Origin of the sequence: Limosilactobacillus urinaemulieris (assembly GCF_014838745.1) — a bacterium.
In the GTDB taxonomy this organism is placed as follows: Bacteria; Bacillota; Bacilli; order Lactobacillales; family Lactobacillaceae; genus Limosilactobacillus; species Limosilactobacillus urinaemulieris.
Genome location: NZ_JABUXR010000053.1, coordinates 1 through 292, shown reverse-complemented (window position 1 = coordinate 292; position 292 = coordinate 1). Strand labels below are relative to the sequence as shown.

Genomic DNA, 292 nt, shown 5'->3' with positions numbered 1-292 from the left:
GTCCCTCTGCAGCAGAACTTCCAGGACAACCAATTCCAAGGGAAATGGTATGTGGTAGGTTTTGCTGGCAACTTTAGGCTGCGTCTGGATAAGCTTCCGTCGAAGATGGGTGCCACCATCTATGAGCTGAAAGAAGACAAGAGCTACGATGTCACCTCTGTGCAGTTCGCTCTTGGGAGGTGCTCGTACAGGATCAAGACTTTTGTTCCAGGTTCCCAGCCAGGCGAGTTCACGGCTGGCGGTATCAAGTCTTATCCGGGCGCTACGTCTACGCTCGTCCGAGTGGTGAAGA

General features: G+C 53.1%; 1 protein-coding gene. It reads left to right on the top strand.

The window, feature by feature from the left end:
• Positions 1–292, top strand: a 292-nt coding sequence (locus tag HUK45_RS09390) for a lipocalin/fatty acid-binding family protein (RefSeq protein WP_191912056.1), incomplete at both ends; no start/stop codon positions are given.